The organism is Brevibacillus sp. FW306-2-1A-C05A, assembly GCF_058781555.1.
On sequence record NZ_JBYSWV010000014.1, the window covers coordinates 52,694 to 71,772 of the forward strand.

At 53.3% G+C, this 19,079-nt stretch carries 14 protein-coding genes; 13 read left to right on the forward strand and 1 reads right to left on the reverse strand.

The genetic code is table 11. The features are described 5' to 3' along the window. The first annotated feature begins 174 nt into the window (after positions 1–174). The 12 genes from glmU (at position 175) to AC3WJN_RS11125 (ending at position 15,738) form a co-directional block, all read left to right on the forward strand. Positions 175–1,560, forward strand: a complete 1,386-nt coding sequence (gene glmU, locus AC3WJN_RS11070; RefSeq protein WP_005828658.1) for a bifunctional UDP-N-acetylglucosamine diphosphorylase/glucosamine-1-phosphate N-acetyltransferase GlmU — start codon at positions 175–177, stop codon at positions 1,558–1,560. A 22-nt stretch (positions 1,561–1,582) separates the two neighbouring features. Further along, the gene (locus AC3WJN_RS11075; RefSeq protein WP_005828656.1) at positions 1,583–2,533 is read left to right on the forward strand and encodes a ribose-phosphate diphosphokinase; all 951 of its coding nucleotides are present in this window, start codon (positions 1,583–1,585) and stop codon (positions 2,531–2,533) included. Between the two features lie 91 nt (positions 2,534–2,624). Then, positions 2,625–3,230, forward strand: coding sequence for a 50S ribosomal protein L25 (locus tag AC3WJN_RS11080; RefSeq protein ID WP_007776371.1), 606 nt, complete (start codon positions 2,625–2,627; stop codon positions 3,228–3,230). A 112-nt stretch (positions 3,231–3,342) separates the two neighbouring features. Further along, positions 3,343–3,912, forward strand: coding sequence for an aminoacyl-tRNA hydrolase (pth, locus tag AC3WJN_RS11085; RefSeq protein WP_005828653.1), 570 nt, complete (start codon positions 3,343–3,345; stop codon positions 3,910–3,912). 106 nt (positions 3,913–4,018) lie between these two features. Then, on the forward strand, positions 4,019–4,249 hold the full coding sequence (locus tag AC3WJN_RS11090; protein WP_007776375.1) for an anti-sigma-F factor Fin: 231 nt from the start codon (positions 4,019–4,021) through the stop codon (positions 4,247–4,249). Between the two features lie 154 nt (positions 4,250–4,403). After that, entirely contained in the window at positions 4,404–7,952 is a 3,549-nt protein-coding gene (mfd, locus tag AC3WJN_RS11095) for a transcription-repair coupling factor (protein ID WP_007776378.1), read from the forward strand. A gap of 37 nt (positions 7,953–7,989) precedes the next feature. After that, the gene (locus AC3WJN_RS11100) at positions 7,990–9,066 is read left to right on the forward strand and encodes a peptidylprolyl isomerase (RefSeq protein ID WP_005828647.1); all 1,077 of its coding nucleotides are present in this window, start codon (positions 7,990–7,992) and stop codon (positions 9,064–9,066) included. A gap of 238 nt (positions 9,067–9,304) precedes the next feature. Continuing rightward, the gene (gene spoVT, locus AC3WJN_RS11105) at positions 9,305–9,847 is read left to right on the forward strand and encodes a stage V sporulation protein T (RefSeq protein WP_005828646.1); all 543 of its coding nucleotides are present in this window, start codon (positions 9,305–9,307) and stop codon (positions 9,845–9,847) included. Between the two features lie 162 nt (positions 9,848–10,009). Beyond that, on the forward strand, positions 10,010–11,644 hold the full coding sequence (locus tag AC3WJN_RS11110; protein ID WP_007776380.1) for a putative polysaccharide biosynthesis protein: 1,635 nt from the start codon (positions 10,010–10,012) through the stop codon (positions 11,642–11,644). 5 nt (positions 11,645–11,649) lie between these two features. Continuing rightward, on the forward strand, positions 11,650–13,155 hold the full coding sequence (gene yabN, locus AC3WJN_RS11115) for a bifunctional methyltransferase/pyrophosphohydrolase YabN (RefSeq protein ID WP_051353861.1): 1,506 nt from the start codon (positions 11,650–11,652) through the stop codon (positions 13,153–13,155). A 2-nt stretch (positions 13,156–13,157) separates the two neighbouring features. Then, entirely contained in the window at positions 13,158–13,454 is a 297-nt protein-coding gene (locus tag AC3WJN_RS11120; protein ID WP_005828643.1) for an RNA-binding S4 domain-containing protein, read from the forward strand. Positions 13,455–13,578: 124 nt separating this feature from the next. After that, on the forward strand, positions 13,579–15,738 hold the full coding sequence (locus AC3WJN_RS11125; RefSeq protein WP_237716570.1) for a GDYXXLXY domain-containing protein: 2,160 nt from the start codon (positions 13,579–13,581) through the stop codon (positions 15,736–15,738). Positions 15,739–15,769: 31 nt separating this feature from the next. Here the strand turns inward: AC3WJN_RS11125 and AC3WJN_RS11130 are convergent, their stop codons facing one another. Then, on the reverse strand, positions 15,770–17,059 hold the full coding sequence (locus AC3WJN_RS11130) for an MFS transporter (protein WP_221842998.1): 1,290 nt from the start codon (positions 17,057–17,059) through the stop codon (positions 15,770–15,772). A 107-nt stretch (positions 17,060–17,166) separates the two neighbouring features. Between AC3WJN_RS11130 and AC3WJN_RS11135 the strand changes: the two genes are divergently transcribed. Next, complete coding sequence (locus tag AC3WJN_RS11135) at positions 17,167–18,957, forward strand: SgrR family transcriptional regulator (protein WP_007776385.1); 1,791 nt, start codon at positions 17,167–17,169, stop codon at positions 18,955–18,957. Positions 18,958–19,079: the final 122 nt, after the last annotated feature.

Genomic DNA, 19,079 nt, shown 5'->3' on the forward strand with positions numbered 1-19,079 from the left:
AACCTCTTTCGCCCATCAATATATCATTTTTTATCAGATTATTAAATGTTGTCTGTTAGATGAACAACTTTCAGGCAATGTCAGGGAAACGGCGATAATCCTGCATCGATTGTCTTGAAATCCACATATGATTAAGATATAGTCATTGTGGAACTTCTACGATGGAGGGTTGACATGTCTAAGATCCATGCCGTGGTTCTGGCCGCTGGTCAGGGTACGCGGATGAAATCGAAGCTGTACAAGGTCCTGCACCCTGTTTGCGGGAAGCCAATGGTCCAGCATGTTGTGGATACGCTTGGCTCCATGCAGGTTGAGGACATCGTTGTCGTCGTAGGTCATGGTGCTGACGCGGTCCGCGCCAAACTAGGCGAGGGCGTCACTTACGCACTGCAAGAAGAACAGTTGGGAACGGCACATGCCGTTTCGCAGGCAGCGCCGTTTTTACAAGATAAAGAAGGCACTACGTTTCTTTTGTACGGAGACGTCCCTCTCTTGTCTGCACAGACGTTGTCCGCCTTGCTGACCTATCACGAAGAGCAGCAAGCGGCTGCGACTGTATTGACCGCCGTGCTCCCCGATCCGACAGGCTACGGGCGCATCGTGCGCAACGAGGCGGGCGAAGTATTGCGAATCGTGGAACATAAGGATGCGACTGAAGCGGAACGGGCGGTCCGCGAAATTAACACAGGCATATACTGTTATGACAATCGCAAATTATGGAAGGCCTTGGCGGAAGTGAAAAATGACAACGCGCAAGGCGAATACTATGTCACAGACGTTGTCGGCATTTTGCGAGAGGCAGGCGAAAAGGTAGTGGCGTACGAAGCCGTTGACCCTGACGAGACGATGGGCGTCAATGATCGTGTGCAGCTATCGGAAGCGGAAGCGTACATGCGGAAGCGGATTGCCACCAGACATATGCGCAATGGAGTCACCATTATTGACCCGGCCTCTACGTATATTGAAGCCGATGTTGTCATCGAGGCAGATACGGTAATCCAACCGGGAACGATTCTGCGCGGGCGGACAACCATTGGTGCCGATTGCGTGATTGGGCCGCAGGCTGACTTGACGGATGTGCAGGTTGGCTCTGGCGTTACCATTTCTTATGCGGTCATGGTAGAGGCAAGTGTGGAAGCGGAATCAACCGTTGGGCCATTTGCCTATATTCGTCCGGGAACACAGATCGGCCGCAAAGCCAAGATCGGAGACTTCGTCGAGTTGAAAAACGCCAAAATCGGCGAAGGCTCAAAAGTACCTCACCTCAGCTATATTGGTGACGCGGAGATTGGCGATGGTGTGAACATCGGCTGTGGAACGATCACCGTCAACTACGACGGGGCCGTCAAGCATAAAACGACCGTCCAGGACGGGGCGTTCATCGGCTGCAACACCAATCTGGTAGCTCCGGTTACCGTTGGACAAAATGCGTATGTAGCAGCAGGCTCGACCATTAATCAGGATGTTCCAGACAATGCGCTTGCGATCGCACGCGAGCGTCAAGTGAATAAACCAGATTACGCTAGCAGAATGCCTCGCAAGGGCAAAAAGCAATCATAACGGGAGGTTCTAAGAGAAGATCATGGCTAATTACCGCGACCCCAAACTGAAGGTATTTACGTGCAACGCAAACCCTGAATTGGCAAAAGAAATCGCTGAACACATCGGCGTGCCGCTCGGTAACGCGCAAGCTGTGCGTTTTAGTGATGGCGAGTGCCAAATTAAATTGAACGAAAGCGTTCGCGGTTGTGACGTATTTGTTATTCAGCCAACGTCTGCTCCCGTTAATGAGCATTTGATGGAGCTTTTGGTAATGGTCGACGCATTGAAACGCGCTTCCGCAAAAAGCATCAACGTTGTCATCCCTTACTACGGCTATGCCCGACAAGATCGCAAGGCGCGCGCACGCGACCCGATCACGGCGAAACTGGTTGCCAACCTGATCGAAACAGCAGGAGCGCAACGCGTGATTACCATGGATTTGCATGCGACGCAAATTCAAGGATTCTTCGACATTCCTGTCGATCATCTGCTGGGTGTGCCGATTTTGGGCAAACACTTCTCCGAAAAAGGCTTGAAGGATATCGTCGTAGTGTCGCCTGACCACGGCGGCGTTACGCGTGCCCGCAAGCTGGCCGAACGTCTGGAAGCGCCAATTGCCATTATTGACAAGCGCCGTCCTGAACCAAACGTAGCGGAAGTCATGAACATTGTCGGTAACATCGAAGGCAAGACAGCGATCATTATTGACGATATCATTGATACAGCGGGAACGATCACGCTGGCAGCCAATGCGCTCGTGGAAGCAGGTGCGCGTGAAGTTTACGCATGTTGCACGCATCCGGTGCTGTCTGGTCCTGCGATTGAACGGATTGCCAACTCGAAGATCAAAGAGCTGATCGTCACCAACTCGATTCCGCTCACCAAAGAGCAACTGATTGACAAAATCACCGTTCTGTCCGTGGCGCCGATCATTGGCGAAGCGATCATTCGCGTACACGAAGAGCTGTCTGTCAGCAAGCTGTTCGATTAAGGCAAGCATCCCCTTTTTAGGGGATTGAAATAAACCTCCTTTGGACAAGCTAGAAAGGAAACTTTTACTAGCGGCCCAAGGAGGTTTTTTTGTGGAAGCGATTCAGGCTCAAGTACGAAATCAGACGACAGGCAATTCTGTGAGGATGCTGCGTCGAGAAGGCTGGGTGCCAGGTGTTGTGTACGGAAGTGACGTGACCAGTCAGTCGATTCAAATCAATGGCCGTGAGCTGGATGCCGCCCTGCGTCAGCAGACGACAAACAAGCCGTTCCGACTGGTTGTGGATGGGACCACTCATGATGTGATGGTGAACGAATTGCAGCGTCATCCAGTCATGGGCAATATTTTGCACGCTGATTTCAAGAAGATCAATATGAATGAAAAAATACACACCTCTGTGCCTGTGCTCATGACAGGCGACCCGGAGCTTGGCGTAGCGACGCTCGTGCGCCACAACGTCGACGTCCACTGCTTGCCTGGCAACATCCCGGAGTCTTTTTTGGTGAATGTCGACGGCTTCAACATTGGAGACGTCGTACTGGCAGCGGATCTGGAAGTTCCGGCGGGCGTAGAGCTTTTGGTTGAGCCTACGGAAGTGCTGATTAGCGTCCTGCCAGTGAAAGCCAAGTCCGAAGAGTCCATCGAAGCCGAGCAAGAGGCTGAGGCTGTAGCAGAAAAAGCGGTAGCTACCGAATAAGGCAAAAGTCGAATCACGGCGAAAGGGTCCGGGTATTTTACTGCCGGGTCCTTTTTCTTTTGTTCGCGATACCATTCTAGTACAATGGGGGAGAGAGTAGGAGGGAATGAACGTGAAAGTAATCATCGGATTGGGCAATCCAGGCAAAAAATATGAAGACACAAGACATAATGCGGGCTTTATGGCCATAGATAAGATTAGCGACAAATGGGGCATTCCCGTTGCGCAAAACAAGTTTCGCGCGCTTGTCGGAGAAGGCAGGGTGGAAGGCGAAAAGGTGCTGCTCGTCAAACCGCAGACGTACATGAATCTTTCCGGGGAATCAGTCGCTGAAGTCCTGAAGTTTTACAAGCTGACTCCAGATGAGCTGGTCGTCATTTTCGATGACCTCGACCTGCCAACGGGGCAGTTGCGCTTGCGGGAAAAAGGCAGCGCAGGCGGCCACAACGGCATCAAGTCGATGATTCAGCATTTGGGGACACAGGAATTTAAGCGCATCAAAGTCGGGATCGGGCGTCCGGAGCCGGGGCGAAGCGTGAGTGATTACGTGCTCCAGTCGTTCCCAGCGGCGGAAAGACCGCAGATTCAGGAAGCGGTGGGGCATGCTGCCGATGCGGCGGCCATGTGGACAAGAGAGCCTTTTATCAAGGTCATGAACCATTTCAACAGCTTGCAAAAATAAGCGGGGCGTTGCAGCAGCCAGGATGGCGCGGATGTATTGCGCTAGTATGATTTTCCACCCAACCGACCATACTAAGCGATATGAAAGGTATGGGGGTGGCATATACATGAGCATACGCTACACGTGTCGCTGCTGCGGCATGAAGATCGCGGAATTTGACGAATCGCAGGTGACAGAAGCGCGGCTCGGGTTTGATTTCTTGACCCCGGAGGAACGTGCTCTTATAATATCGAGAGAACAAAGTGGAGATACGGTCGTCAGCATCACGTGCGACTACTGCCGTGAAGCGCTGATTCAGCATCCAGAGCTTTCGCTAGTCGGAAATCCACTTCAATAAACAGGAGTGGATACTCGTTAGGAAGGCTTGCACTGACAAGGCCTTAGCTTGGGGAGCTAAGGCTTCTTTTCGCATGGTCGACCTGCGGCAAAAATCGCACGTCCAGTCAGGCTCTGGCTGCAGATGACAGAAGAATTAGAGAGGGGATTAGTGAATGCAAGTCATCATTAACCCGATGAAACAAGACTCGAACGTCGGGACAATTGTGGCTGGTTTGGAGAAAGGTCTGCACGAGCAGCTCGTCTCCGGTCTGGCAGGTTCGGCCCGGCAGGCACTGATGGCGGCACTGAAGCAAATAACCGGACGCCCGGTCTGTGTCGTCACGCATAACATGTACCAAGCGCAAAAAGTTTACGAGGACCTGATTGAGCTGGTTCCCTCCGATCAAGTGCTGCTCTATCCCGGAAACGAGCTGATCGGCTCCGAGCTTGCCATCGCCAGTCCGGAGATGCTGGTGCAGCGCATTCATGTATTCAACCGTCTGGCCCAAGGCTTTACGGGTTTTTTGGTTGCGCCGTTTGCAGGGTTGCGCCGTCTGGTCGTCCCGCCGGAGGTGTGGAAAGAAGCGCAGATTACGCTGTCAGTCGGTGACGAGCTGGATGTTGAATCGTTTTTGTCCCGTTGTATCGAGCTTGGCTACGAGCGCGTCGATATGGTCGAGCGAAAAGGCGAGCTGAGTGTCCGCGGCGGCATTATCGACTTGTATCCGATCGATTCGGAGTGGCCTGTGCGCATCGAGCTGTTCGATGTGGAAATTGACTCGATCCGCACGTTTGACATGCTTTCCCAGCGCTCGCTGGAATCCGTCCAGACCTATATTTTGGGCCCGGCAAAAGAAATGATCGCGTCTACGCAACTGCTGATGGAATCGGCTGTCCGCTTAGAGCAGAAGCTCGGTGAAACCGTTGCCAAGCTGAAAGATAGCGCAGCCAAGGAAAAAGTAGTGGAGCGCATCGGTACCGATATTGAACGGATGAAGGAAGGGCAACGCTTTTCCCAGTTGTACTCGTACATCTCGGTGATCTATCCGTCGCAGGACACGCTTTTGTCCTACATGCCGTCCGAGACTCTGCTGATTATGGATGAGCCTTCCCGCGTCCTGGATACGGCTGCCCAGTTGCAAAAAGAAGAGGCGGAGTGGCTGACGGGACGAATCATCCAGGGCGAGTACATGGCTAACCTCAGCTTGTCCCGCACGTATGAAGAGATTGTCTCCCACAAAAAACGGCAGATTGTCCACCTGTCTCTGTTCCTCCGGCAGTCGCCGAAAACCCAGCCGCAAAACATCGTCAACCTGACCTGTCGCACCATGCAAAACTTCCACGGGCAGATGAACGTGCTGAAGACAGAGCTGGCCCGCTGGAAAAAGTCCCAGGATCAGATTGTGTTTGTCGCCGCCGATCTGGAGCGCGCAAAGCGTCTGGAACGCGTCCTGCACGATTATGAGATGGAGGCGGACGTGTTGACCGAAGCGGTCGAGGTAGTGCCGCCAGGGCGGCCTACGATCATTCTGGGGAACCTCCAGACAGGCTTCGAGCTGCCGTTAAACAAGCTGGTCGTTATTACGGAAGGCGAAGTATTTACTGCGAAGCAGCGCAAGGCGCGCAAAGTGCAGCAGACGATGAACAACGCCGAGCGGATCAAAAATTATTTGGAGCTCAAGCCCGGCGATTTCGTGGTGCACGTGAATCACGGGATTGGAAAATACCTCGGAATTGAAACCAAGGAAATACTCGGAATTCATAAAGATTACCTTCACATTCAATATGCGGCAGGCGACAGCCTGTTTGTCCCGATCGACCAGATCGACCACGTGCAAAAATACGTGGCGAGCGAGGAAGCGCAGCCGAAAATCTACAGCCTGGGCGGTACCGAATGGAAACGGGTCAAAAACAAAGTCCAGTCTTCCGTCAAGGACATTGCCGAAGACTTAATCAAGCTGTACGCCGCGCGCGAAGCAGCCGTTGGCCACGCTTTTTCTCCCGATACGACCGAGCAGCGGGAATTTGAAGCGATGTTCCCGTATCAGGAGACGCCGGACCAGCTTCGGGCAATTGCAGAGGTCAAAGCGGATATGGAACGCAGACGGCCGATGGATCGTCTAGTATGTGGGGACGTAGGCTACGGAAAAACCGAGGTCGCGATTCGCGCAGCGTTCAAGGCTGTCATGGACGGCAAGCAGGTGGCGGTGCTGGTGCCGACGACGATTTTGGCCCAGCAGCATTACGAGACGTTCCGCGAGCGTTTTGCCGAGTATCCGATTCGCGTCGAGGTGCTCAGCCGTTTCCGTTCGCGCAAGGAACAGAACGCGACGCTAAAAGGATTGAAGGAAGGCACGGTCGATGTCGTCATCGGGACGCACCGCCTGCTCTCCAAAGACTTGATGTTCCGCGAACTGGGACTGCTCATCGTCGACGAGGAGCAGCGCTTCGGTGTGAGCCACAAGGAAAAGCTGAAGCAAATCAAGACAAACGTCGACGTCATTACGCTGACAGCGACGCCAATTCCGCGTACGTTGCACATGTCGATGCTCGGCGTGCGCGATCTGTCCGTCATCGAAACGCCGCCGGAAAACCGCTTCCCGGTACAGACCTACGTCATGGAATACAGCCCTGCGCTGGTGCGCGAAGCGATCGAACGCGAGCTGGCGCGCGACGGCCAAGTCTTTTTCCTCTACAACCAGGTACAGGGCATTGAGCAGATGGCGGAGCAAATTTCCATGCTCGTCCCTGATGCGCGCATTGCGGTTGCGCACGGGCAGATGAACGAAAGCGAGCTGGAGGGCGTCATTCTCGACTTCCTCGAAGGCAATTTTGACGTGCTCGTCAGCACGACGATCATCGAGACAGGGGTCGACATCCCGAATGTCAATACGCTCATCATCTACAATGCTGACAAAATGGGCTTGTCCCAGTTGTATCAGCTTCGCGGACGGGTTGGCCGTTCGAACCGGATTGCCTATGCCTATTTCACGTATCAACGGGACAAGGTGCTGACAGAGGTCGCGGAAAAACGTCTGCAAGCTATCAAGGAGTTTACGGAGCTTGGCTCCGGCTTCAAGATCGCGATGCGCGACTTGTCCATTCGCGGTGCGGGGAACCTGTTGGGCGCGGAGCAGCACGGGTTTATCAACACGGTCGGTTTTGACCTGTACAGCCAGATGCTCAAGGAAGCGATTGACGAGCTGAAGGGCGAGGTCAAGCAGGAAGCGGTGACGCCTGTGGAGATCAATCTGCAGCTCGATGCGTACATTCCTTCCATGTACATTACCGACAGCCGGCAAAAAATCGAGATGTACAAAAAGTTCGTCGCCGTATCCACGCTGGAAGATGTCGACGATCTGGCTGAGGAATTGCTTGACCGTTTCGGCCCTGTTCCGAAGCCGGTCGACAACCTGCTGACCATTTCCCGTTTGCGGGTCTACGCCTTGCAGCACCACATCACCGAGATCAGCCAAAAAAATCCGGACGAAATCAAGCTCGTTTTGCATCCTAGCCAAAACAACAACATTGACGGCGGCGCTCTGTTCGCGCTTGCCAGTAGTTGGAGTCGCAGGCTGGGGCTCTCGGGTGGACAACAGATCACCATTACTGTTAAAGTAAAGGGGTTAAGAGAAGACGAGGGCGTACAGCTTGTTGAAAAACTGCTGCGCCAATTTCATCAGGTGCGTAAAGACACCGGTACGGAAAGCCCTGTGTCCTAAGGGACAGGGGGGCTTGCCGGGAAGGGAGATTCCTACTATGAAACGTTCTGTAGCGATTTTATCTTCTGCTGTTCTGGTCGTGGCGCTCATGACCGGCTGCGGAAAGGCAGAAGATAATGCGCAGCCGAATCAAAACGCAGCCAGTCAGACAGACGGAAATAAACAAGGAAACGAAGCTGCCGATGCCAACGATCCACTCACACAGTTCCCCAAGCTGACCCTGCCATATACAGGAGATGCGAAGGCTGCTTTTGTCGAGTATCAGGGCGGCACGGTGACAGGCCAGGAGTTCGAAGAGTTCCTGCGCGTCATCAACTTCATGAATCCGCAGCAAGGCACCATGATCGAGGCAGCCGACAACGAAGCGCTGAAAGCTTTTGCGCGCGAGTACACGGCGACCAAAATTTTGGCGAGCCGCTCCGACGATGCCATGAAGAAGGAAGCCAAAGACTTGGCGGATAAAACCTTTGAGAAAATCAAAGGCCAGTACATGGGCTTCTTGGGCAAGGACGAGGCCAAGTTCAACAAGCTGATGGAAGGCCAGGGCGTAACCAAAGAAATGGTGACCAACCAGATGGCGCTCATCAACGAATCCATTACGGTGCTGAAAAAGAACATCAGTGACGATACATTGAAGCAGAAGTATGACCAAATGGACAAAGCGTCCCGCACAATCGCGTCGGTGCGCCACATCCTGATTTCCACCGAGCAGCGCAAGCCTGAAGAAGCGCTGAAGATCGCCAACGACCTCGAAGCTCGTCTGAAAAAGGGCGAGGACTTCGCGAAGCTGGCGAAGGAGTTTACCGATGATCCGGGCAGCAAGGAAACCGGCGGCCTGTACGAAAATGCCGACGTAAGCCAATGGGTGCCTGAGTTCAAGGATGCGGCTCTGACACAAAAAGTCGGGGAAGTGGGTCCTCCGGTAAAAACAAGCTTTGGCTACCACATCATCAAGGTTGAAAACCGCAAGGAAAAAACCTTCGATGAAATGAAGGAAGAGCTCCGTGCAAACGCGCTGGAGGCTGGCTACGATGCTTTTGGCAAAAACGAGCTGGACAAGCTGATCGTGAAGTACAACCTGCCGCAGTCCAAAAACGAGGCAGCGAAAAAGTAAAAACCGTTTGGAGCGAAAACAGGGAATTCATTTCCCTGTTTTTTCGTTTTCTCGCATATTCTTGAAACAAGGGCAAATACTATAATCACTCGCTACCACCCGGGGGAGAGTAACTGAAGCAACTGGTAAAAATTGATGCAAGCACCCATAGTTAAAATTAGAATTTGAGGAAAAAATACAAGTAACCAACCACCATTTATTCACTACCCACTTCTCAGGGAAAGCGAGGCAACATGACATGAAAGCAACTGGTATCGTTCGTCGAATTGACGACCTCGGTCGGGTCGTGATTCCTAAGGAGATTCGTCGTACACTGCGCATTCGTGAAGGCGACCCGCTTGAGATTTTTGTGGATCGTGACGGAGAAGTCATTCTCAAAAAGTATTCACCGATAGGAGAACTGGGTGATTTTGCAAAAGAATACGCTGACTCCTTGTATGAAAGCTTGAATCATACCGTATTGATCTCAGATCGGGATACCGTCATCGCCGTAGCTGGGGCATCGAAAAAAGAGTACCTGGAAAAAGCCATTGGCAGCATTGTGGAAAAATGTTTGGAGGAACGCAAAACCCGACTGGAGAAAAACGCCGGTACTTATGAGATTTGCCGCGATATGAACGAGACATACGGCTCGTTCGTCGTCGCTCCTATCGTGGCCGGGGGTGACCCGATCGGTTCCGTGATTCTCCTGAACAAAAACGAATCGACCAAGATGAGTGATCTGGAGATGAAAATGGCGGAGACCGCAGCCGGTTTTCTGGCGAAGCAAATGGAGCAATAGCAAGCATGCATGAGAACAGCCTCGATTTTGCCGGGGCTGTTTTTTTGCTGCTGACAAGCTTGCCTCGTCTGTTGCGAACGAGCCTTCCCAAATTTTTTCTCGCCGATTTCCTTGTGGTATAATGGACGAAGTTTCAGGTTGGAGAGGAGAAATTTCACGCACATGGCTCAAGAAAAGGCATCTGTTCAATTTGTGAAAGGCGCCGCGATACTCGGGGTTGCCGGTCTTGTCTCCAAGCTGCTTGGCGCAGTATACCGCATTCCATACCAAAACATTGCCGGAGATATCGGCTTGTACGTATATATGCAAGTATACCCGCTATACACCACGTTATTGATTCTGGCGACGGCTGGCTTTCCTATCGCCATCTCCAAAATCGTCTCGGAGCGCATCGCAATCGGCGATGCGCTGGGGGCGCGAAGAGCGTTCCGCGTTGCCAGCTTTTCGCTGGTCGTGCTTGGCTTGTTTTTCTTTTTGCTGTTGTACGGAGGCGCTCCGCTCATTGCCCGGTTCATGGGGGACGAGCATTTGACGACTCCGCTGCGGGCTGTAGCCTGGTCTTTGCCGCTCGTGCCGATGGCAGCGATTTTGCGCGGATATTTTCAGGGGCACCAAAACATGATGCCGACAGGAGTATCGCAAGTCATCGAGCAGTTGGTTCGGGTTATTTTCATCTTGCTCGCGGCTTTCTGGGCGATGAACGTTTACCAGGACGCCTATCTCGCAGGGACCGGAGCGGTATTTGCTGCTTTTCCTGGGGGCGTGGCTGCTATTCTCGTCTTGCTGTGGTATTGGAGAAAAGACAAGCAGGGCGCTCAACTGATCCCCGAGCAAACACAGCGAGCAGGAGTGGGGGCCTGGACCAACCGTCAGGTGCTGCGCAGCCTGTTGATGTACGCTGTTCCGATCTGCATGGGCGCGCTGGTTTTGCCGCTCGTTCCGCTGGTCGACTCCATTACCGTCGTCAACATGCTGCAAGTAAGCGGCACACCGGAAGATTTGGCCAAGTTGTTAAAAGGGGCATTTGACCGCGGCCAGCCGCTCATCCAGTTCGGTACGTTCTTTGCGACGTCGCTGTCTTTGGCGCTTGTGCCTGCGATCAGCGAGGCTGTGGCGCAGAGGCAGCATCACATGATCGCGAACCGTTCCGAAATCGCCATTCGCCTGACCTTTTTGCTGGGACTCCCGGCCTCGTTCGGCCTCGCTTTGCTCGCGGAGCCGATCAACGTCATGCTGTACGGCGACAAAAACGGAACCGAAGCGCTCGCCGTACAATCGTTCACGATTATGTTTGCCACGTTGAGCATCGCCAGCGCAGGCATCCTGCAAGGGCTGGGGCGCGTCATGCGGCCAGCGCGCAACCTGTTTATCGGCGTCATGGTCAAGCTCATTTTAAACCTCGCGCTCGTCCCGCTATGGGGGATTGCCGGTGCCGCCTTGTCTACGGTGTTTGCCTATCTCGTGGCGATGGGGCTGAATGTGCTCGCAGTTAAAAAATATACGGGAGCGCAAATTGGATTGCGCCAAACGGTTCATAAGCCGTTTTTGTCTGTCATTGTCATGTCGGTGGTCGTTCTGCTTGTAGAATGGGGAGCAAGCGCCCTGCTCGGCAAGACAGGAATGTCCGAGCGCTTGTATCAAACGTTGGTCGGGCTGATTTCCGTTGGCGCCGGAGCGGTCGTTTACTTGCTGGCCCTGTTAAAGACAGGCGGCCTGACGCGCAACGATATTCATTTTTTGCCAAAAGGAAAGCGAATTGCAGCGCTGTTGACACGGTTCCAGCTTCTTCCTAAATAAAAGGCATGTCGGAGGCGAAACGATTGGATACGAACAAGAAAACGATTACCGTAGTCGGGCTGGGCGCAGGCGATCTCGACCAGTTGCCATACGGCATTTATCGGACGCTCAAGCAAGCCAACCAGCTTTATTTGCGGACAAAAGAACATCCGGTGGTGGCTCAACTGGCCAGCGAGGGCATCGCGCTGACGTCGTTTGACGAGGTGTACGAGCAGCACGACGGCTTTGCCGAGGTGTACGCCGAGATCGTGCAGCGGCTTTTTGCCAAAGCAGAGGAAGCGGGCAGCATCGTTTACGCTGTTCCGGGACATCCTCTGGTGGCGGAGCGCACCGTTCAGCTTTTGCTTGCCGAAGGGCCGGGGCGCGGGGTGCAGATTGAGATTGGCGGAGGGCAGAGCTTTATTGACCCGCTCTTTGCCCGTCTGCACATCGACCCGATCGAAGGCTTCGCCCTGCTGGACGGAACGGCGCTGGCTGCCCATCAAGTATCGCCGGGCCTGCACACGATTATCGCCCAGGTGTACGACGCTTTTGTCGCCTCTGACGTGAAGCTGACCTTGATGGAAGTGCTGCCGGATGATTATGTGGTGACAGTTGCGACAGCAGTAGGGGTAGCCGGACAAGAGCGCATCGAGAGCGTGCCGCTGTACGAGCTGGATCGAGTCGATCATTTTGGCAACTTGTCTTTGGTGTACGTTCCGCCGACTACGGACGAGACGGTATCGTACCGCCAGTTTTCCTATTTAAAAGAAATCGTCGCGATTTTGCGCAGCCCGGACGGTTGCCCGTGGGATCGCGAGCAGACGCATCAGAGCATTCGCAAAAACTTGATCGAAGAAACGTACGAAGTGCTGGAGACAATCGACGACGAAGACCCGGACGCGATGTGCGAGGAGCTGGGCGATTTGTTGATGCAGATTATGCTGCACTCGCAAATGGCAGCGGAGGACGGGTATTTTACTGTCGACGATGTGGTTGCGACCTTGAACGAAAAGCTGGTTCGCCGCCATCCGCACGTTTTCGGGGAAAAAAGCGCGAACGACTCGGACGAAGCGCTCGCGAACTGGCAGGAGATCAAAGCCCAGGAAAAAGCGGCAAAAGGCATTGACGTGGCCGCCGTGTCCAAGCTGTCCGGCATTCCGCGCGATCTCCCTGCCCTGATGTACGCCTACAAGCTCCAGAAAAAAGCGGCAGAGGTCGGCTTCGACTGGGACGATATTGCAGACGTCTACAAAAAGGTAGAAGAGGAATACCGCGAACTGCGGGAAGCTTCCGAAGAAGAACGCGCGGGAGAACTGGGCGATCTGCTCTTCGCTGTCGTCAATCTCGCCCGTTTCCTCAAGCTTGATCCGGAGGAAGCGCTGGCCTTGACGAACAACAAGTTCAAAAAACGCTTTGCCTATATCGAAAGCAAGCTGCAAGAGGCGGGTCGCACGTTTGAGCAGACAGACCTGCAGGAAATGGACAAATGGTGGGAGGAAGCCAAACACCAGACAAAAGGGAGAGGGTAAGGATGAGACTGGATAAATATTTGAAAGTATCCCGCCTGATTAAGCGCCGCACGCTCGCCAAAGAAGTGTGCGACAAAGCCCGGGTAGAAATCAACGACCGTCCGGCCAAAGCGTCCAGCAACGTCAAAATCGGCGACAAGCTGGCGATCCGCTTCGGACAGAAGATCGTCTCCGTCAAAGTGGAAGACATCAAGGAAAACCCGCGCAAAGAAGAAGCGGCTTCGCTCTACACCGTCATCGGCGAAGTGCCTGTCCCGCGTGACGAGAAGGAAGAAGACGCTTATCTCAAAGGACAATAAAGTGCAAGCGTTGTTGTGCAGACTGCCGTTAGGGGCAGTCTTTTTTTCGACATGATGGCAGGCATAAAAAACCCCAGGACGCTTTTGCCCAAAAGAAGGATATAATGGGAGTACATGAAAGCAAATGAGAAGGGATGTGGTGCAGATGGAGCAAAAGGCTGTTCAGACGGGATACTTCTTGGCCATTTCACTTTTGCTTTCAGCTTTGTTCTACTTTTTTGCCTCCAACTGGCCTGTGATGGACCGATGGGAGAAAATTGGCGTCAGTGCCGCCGTATTGGCTCTTTTTTATCTGTCTTCGTATGTGGCCTCGCTTGTATGGAAGCGTCATTCGTTTCTCAGCAACTGGCTGCTGGTTGCCGGAGGTCTGGCATTTGGCTTGTGTGTCGCTTTATTGGGGCAAATCTACAATTCCCACGCGGATAGCTACATGCTGTTTGTCGTTTGGCTCATCCCCAATTTGCTTTTCGCCATTTTCACGCGCTACCAGCCGTTTTATGTTATCAGCTACGTCCTTGCGCACCTCGCGCTCGGCTTTTTCCTCGATCCTGCCGTCGTGCATGTGAGCCATGAAGAAGAGTGGTGGTACATGATTTATTGGCTGATCGCGCTGGGCAACATCGTGTTGTTTTACTTGACCGCTACACGGAAGCTGCAGTCCCGGCCGATCTACTATTTGTCCTTCCTCGTCTTTTCCGTCAGCCTGTTCTGGTCGGCGTTTGTCGACGTGTACGGAGCGCTGCCGGAAACGCTGTACCTGTTGATGGGGGCACTCCTGTTTTTCGTCTTTCTGAAATGGCGGCCCAATCGCGGCATGCTGATTGTCACGGCTTCCTTGCTGGCGCTGTTTGTACTCGGGAAGTTTTTCCGGTTTATGCTGGAGTATTACTCCGAAGGCTTTTTCCTCATCGCGCTTTTGGCCGCTGCGGGCATCGTCTGGGGAGCGGTCGTCGGCATCAACTGGCTGCGCAAGGAATCCGCCCACCAAACAAGCAAATGGGTGCAGTTTTTTCAAGAGGCTTTTACGGTACTCGTGACGACAGTCGCGGCATCAATCGGAGCGATCTCGTTGACCGGACTGCTCATGCTTATTTTCGAAGATGAATCGGTCGTCTACTTTCTCTTCTTTCTGTCTCTGATCGGATTTGTTGGTCCTGTCCTCTTCATGGAAAAGATGAATTCGACGGTGCGCTACACGTTGCTCACGATGGGCTACATGCTTGGAGTCGCTTCCTCGCTTTATTTGGAACAGTTTTTCTGGATATTGTTCCTCGCCGTTTTGCTTTACGTATGGAAGGCAGTATCAAGCATTCCCGCGCGGCTTTTGACTCAGTTCGCCTTTTTGCTGGTGCTGTTTTTCAAGCTGACGAACTTGCATGTGCCGGAAACGACGGTCTTGCTGATCGTATTTGTGTTTCAAATGGCGATGTACTACGTCAAACGCTTGCCTGCTGTCTTGCAGAACAGCTCTCTCGTCTACGCATTGCTCGCGCTGATTGCGCTGACCAAGATGCATTTTGACGCGTTTGCCACGAATCTGCTGGTCAATATCGGATTTTTCGCCTTCACCACCTACTTGCTGTACCAGACCTTGCGCAAAAAAGGGAAGAGCGCTTTCGGGATCGTCCTCGCCTTCTGGTTTGCCTTCCTGCTGATGAAGTACTACGACCTGCTGTGGAGCTTGCTGCACAAGTCGCTGAGCCTCTTCCTTTTGAGCGTCGTGTTTTTCCTGGTCAGCTACTGGCTGGAACGCCGGATGCAAGGAGAGTGGGCTGCACCGACGCCAGCCGTATTCACGCGCCGGCCGATGATCCTTGTGCCGATTATTTTGCTGCAATTTATATTGGCTGGCTACCAGGTATACAGCAGCGAGTCGATCCTGTCCAAAGGAACGTCTGTCAAGCTGGAGCTGGTTCCGGTTGATCCGCGCTCGCTTTTGCAGGGCGATTACGTCAGGCTCGGCTACACGATCTCGACACTGGCGGACGAAGATTTTTCTTCCGGAGAAAAAATTCGCGTGGTGCTGAGAAAGCAAAGCGATAACGTGTACAACTACGGCGGCTACTACGAAAAAGAAGGAAAATGGAACAAACCGTATGCGGCTGAACCGACAGATGTCATCATCAACGGGAAAACAGTCGGGGCAAGCCAGGTCGAGTACGGGATCGAGAGCTACTTCGTCCCGGAAGGAACCGGCCTGGAGGTAGAGCGAAATGCGAGGTTTGCCACGATTAAAGTCGGGGCCAACGGAGATGCTTTGCTGGAAAGCCTGTCGCCGCAATAAATCGAGAAAAGCAAGAAGCTGCCCGACAGCATTATCGGGCAGCTTCTTTTGCGTGAGCGAGAGGAAAACGAGTGTGTTCCAACTGCGATACGACATGGCGAACGATCAGCAGACCTGCGACCCCAAGCAGGAAAAACAGCAGCGCCATCAAGTAAGACGGCAAAATCGCTCCCAGAGTGATGCCTACGGCTCCCATGATTTTGGCTCCTTGCAGCACAAGCCCGTTTACCGCCATGTAAGAGCTGCGGGCATCGTCGCGGACGATCTGTGCCAGGTAGGTTTGCCGGGTCGGAACGTGAATCAGCTCGCCCAGTGTAGCGATCAACGCAGCCGCCATGATGATGACGAGCGAGTTGCTGTACAAAATCACCGCATAGCCGGATATATACAAAAGCCCGCCAGCGTACATGGACGAAGCTTCTTTTCCATGCTGGATCAGCCGGGTGATGAACAGCGAGAGCAAAACGACGAGGATCGTATTTTCCACTTGAATCAGACTGAACATTTTCACCCCGGTCAGTTCCAATGCGAACCAGTCGAAAAGCCGGATGTGCTGGACAGGGAACTCCTGGGCCAGCCTCACTGCGACGTAATTCGCAGTCTGGAACTCCAGCGAGAAGAGGAACAGTCCTCCGAGCGAAAACAGCAGAAATAACCGATCCGTCAAAACCTGCCTGTAGCTGCGCATCACGTCCAGGATAACTCGTGTACCTGCAAAAGATACCCGGGCGGCACCATCGTTTTGCGGAAAAAACGATTCTTGCATGCGTACCACAATCATGTACAAGGTAAACAGGCTAACCAAAGTCAGGACGAGGAGCAGCTCAAAGCGGTGTGTCGCAAACAGCAGTCCGCCAAGAATCGAGCCGATCGCAATCGACAAATTGCTGGCCCAGTAGTTGATGCTGTACATGAAGGGGCGATTTTCCCTGGTGCTCACATCAATCAGCATCGCATCGGCGGCCGGGCTTATCATCCCGTTGCTCGCGCTTTGCAAAAGCATCATGGCATACGTGAGCCAGGCCGAATCGAGCCAGGGGGAATTGGCGATGGTCATGACGACGAAAGCGACGCATTGTGCCCCTTGGCCGTAAGCCATCACCTTTTTTCTGCCCCACCGATCAGCCAGATAGCCTCCGTAAAAGCCGAGCAAAATCTGCGCGCAAATGGTCAGGCTGAGCAAAACGCCAGTCAGCGCCTGCCCGAGCCTGGCAGAAAAGTAAATGGCCATGAACGGAAAAATCATCATTCCTACCAGCCGTGTCAGAAAGGAAGTCACAATGCGGATGCGGATATTGGGATGCAGTTGTAAAAAGTTCATAGGCGACCACCTTTCCCTTTCGTTTCTTTCCTAAATTGTAGCTGTCAAAAGGAGAAGAAAAAGGGTAAGATCGGAATAATAATTTCACCTTTTGGGGATGGATGACCATGAAAAGCCATGAACACTTTCTGCAAATGCTGCTCGGTCTTCCCGAGTGGGAGCCAGGGCTTGCGCAGCGGATCGGGATCAAGGAATTGTCCGAGCTGCTTTGCTGCACGCCGCGCAACGTGAAGCTGATTTTGCGCAAATGGGAGAAGCAAGGGCTGCTGAAGTGGCAGCCCGGAGTAGGAAGAGGCCATCATTCGACGCTGACGATTCTTTGCGACGTCGGTCAGTTTTTGAGCGATTCTTTTCAGCAGTTGCTGGCAGAAGGCAGCATCCGGGAAGCGGTGGAGCTTTTGCAGCATAAAAGCTTGCCTGTCAACGTCAAGCTGCGCTTGCACGAGGTGTGGAACGCTCAGTTCGGTTTTGTGGCTGAAGAGGGCGAGGCCAGGCGCCAGGACGTTTTGCGCATTCCGCGGGAGCGCGCTTTTTCGACCGTTGATCCGGCATTCGTCGCGGTATCGGCCGAGAGCCACTTCATCCAGCAAATTTGCCATACGCTCATCATTTTTGATCCGGCTACCCAAAGCTTTCGGCCGCAGCTCGCCCACGCGTGGGAAAGCGACCGGGAGATGACCTCCTGGACGTTTTATTTGCGAAAAGGCGTCCGTTTTCATCATGGGCGCGTGCTGACCGGAAAAGATGTAGCTTACACGGTGCAGCGACTCATCGACCTCGATTCGCCCTATCGCTGGCAGGTCGAGGATATTGCCAGCATCGAGCATCCCGACGATTATACGATTATCTTTCATTTGCGCGAGCCAAACGGATTTTTTCTGCATTTGGCGGCGTCGATCGCCCTGTCGGTTTTGCCGTACGATGTGCCGTTTTCCGAGCAGGCGATTGTGGGGACGGGACCTTTTCGCATGATGGAATTTACGGAGGACAGACTCGTCCTGGGCGCATTTGACGATTACTACCGGGAGCGGGCTATTCTGGACCGGGTAGAAATATGGCGCGTAACAGCCGCTGAGCAAACCGGGATGCGCTACCAGCTTCCGGAAATGCCGGCATCGTCGTCCGCCACTCGCGAGTGCGGGGACAGCCTGAATATCGAGTTTCAGGAGATCGGCTGCCATTATATGAACTTCAATTTTCGCAAGCCGGGCATTCAGCACGACTTTGCTTTTCGCCAGGCGATCAAGCATTTGCTCGACCCGGTTCAGATGATTGCGGAGCTGAAAAAAGAGCATTACTCCCCGGCAGGCAGCTTTTTGCCGGAAAGAAGCCGGCAAATGACTTTTGCGCCCTCGACGTTGGAAGAAGCGGCTGCGTGGCTGCAAAAAAGCGCCTATCAGGGAGAGGCGGTTGCGCTTTTTTACGGCGAAGGCAAGAAGTGCGAGGGGGAAGCGAAGTGGCTGCAGCAACGTTGTCAGCAGATTGGCATTCGGCTGGAGCTGAGAAGCATGACGAAAGCCGAGTTTTTGTCCGAGCTTCCCGATCGGCACGCCGATATGTGCATGATGGGAGAAGTGCTGCAACGTGATATCGAGCTGGGCTTGATCGAGGTGTACAAAAACAAATGCACGATGGTCCACCGCTTTTTGGACGACGAAAAAAGAGCGAGGATGGATGAACGTCTGTCAGCAGTGCTCAGCCTGGGCAAGCGTGACGAGCGGATGGAAGCGTTGGCCAAAATTGAGGATGAGTTGAAGGACGAGCTGTGGCTTTTGTTCATTTACCACGCCAAACGAATCGATCGCTATCACCCGGCACTGCGAGGAATTACGCTTGATTCCTTTGGCTGGATTGATTTTTCCAAACTGTGGGTAAAGTCGTTCGTTACCAGTCTGTAACCCTTTCTTGCCGAACTTTTCCTATCATAGAAGGAATTGCAGAACACGGTCATCACCATGTGCTGCAGGCCGCTTGCGGTCACATCCATATTTGAAAAACGGCGAGCTGTTCGCCCCCCGAA

What these genes read in the sequence shown, in the direction of transcription:
- mfd (WP_007776378.1), top strand. Translation starts at nt 4,404, where the DNA reads ATGCAAGTCATCATTAACCCGATGAAACAAGACTCGAACGTCGGGACA.
- AC3WJN_RS11090 (WP_007776375.1), top strand. Translation starts at nt 4,019, where the DNA reads ATGAGCATACGCTACACGTGTCGCTGCTGCGGCATGAAGATCGCGGAA.
- spoVT (WP_005828646.1), top strand. Translation starts at nt 9,305, where the DNA reads ATGAAAGCAACTGGTATCGTTCGTCGAATTGACGACCTCGGTCGGGTC.
- AC3WJN_RS11100 (WP_005828647.1), top strand. Translation starts at nt 7,990, where the DNA reads ATGAAACGTTCTGTAGCGATTTTATCTTCTGCTGTTCTGGTCGTGGCG.
- glmU (WP_005828658.1), top strand. Translation starts at nt 175, where the DNA reads ATGTCTAAGATCCATGCCGTGGTTCTGGCCGCTGGTCAGGGTACGCGG.
- AC3WJN_RS11130 (WP_221842998.1), bottom strand. Translation starts at nt 17,059, where the DNA reads ATGAACTTTTTACAACTGCATCCCAATATCCGCATCCGCATTGTGACT.
- AC3WJN_RS11135 (WP_007776385.1), top strand. Translation starts at nt 17,167, where the DNA reads ATGAAAAGCCATGAACACTTTCTGCAAATGCTGCTCGGTCTTCCCGAG.
- AC3WJN_RS11075 (WP_005828656.1), top strand. Translation starts at nt 1,583, where the DNA reads ATGGCTAATTACCGCGACCCCAAACTGAAGGTATTTACGTGCAACGCA.
- yabN (WP_051353861.1), top strand. Translation starts at nt 11,650, where the DNA reads ATGTCGGAGGCGAAACGATTGGATACGAACAAGAAAACGATTACCGTA.
- AC3WJN_RS11110 (WP_007776380.1), top strand. Translation starts at nt 10,010, where the DNA reads ATGGCTCAAGAAAAGGCATCTGTTCAATTTGTGAAAGGCGCCGCGATA.
- AC3WJN_RS11125 (WP_237716570.1), top strand. Translation starts at nt 13,579, where the DNA reads ATGAGAAGGGATGTGGTGCAGATGGAGCAAAAGGCTGTTCAGACGGGA.
- AC3WJN_RS11120 (WP_005828643.1), top strand. Translation starts at nt 13,158, where the DNA reads ATGAGACTGGATAAATATTTGAAAGTATCCCGCCTGATTAAGCGCCGC.